Origin of the sequence: Streptomyces sp. CC208A (assembly GCF_030010625.1) — a bacterium.
Taxonomy (GTDB): Bacteria; Actinomycetota; Actinomycetes; order Streptomycetales; family Streptomycetaceae; genus Streptomyces.
Window position 1 is genome coordinate 1 of sequence record NZ_JASCXN010000127.1, and the last position, 346, is coordinate 346.

The 346-nt window shown below is 67.9% G+C and carries 1 protein-coding gene; it reads left to right on the forward strand.

Features of this window, described 5'->3' with window-relative positions; translation table 11 throughout:
• Window positions 1–346, forward strand: a 346-nt coding sequence (locus QK442_RS36295; RefSeq protein WP_282698406.1) for a polymorphic toxin-type HINT domain-containing protein, incomplete at both ends; no start/stop codon positions are given.

Sequence of the window (346 nt, forward strand, 5' to 3'; positions counted from 1 at the left end):
AGGTCAGGACCGGCGACAAGGTCGTCGCGACGGACCCGGAGTCCGGCGAGACCCGGATCGAGACGGTCACCGCGGAGATCAAGGGCCAGGGCCTCAAGCACCTGGTCAAGGTCACGATCGACACGGACGGCACGAGCGGCGCGAAGACGGCCCAGGTCACCGCGACCGACGGCCACCCCTTCTGGGTCCCCGAGCTGGGCGAGTGGATCGACGCCACGGACCTGGCCGCAGGCCAGTGGCTCCAGACCGGCACCGGCACGTTCGTCCAGATCACCTCGGTCGAACGCAGGACGTCCCAGAACGCCACAGTCCACAACCTGACCGTCTCCAACCTCCACACGTACTA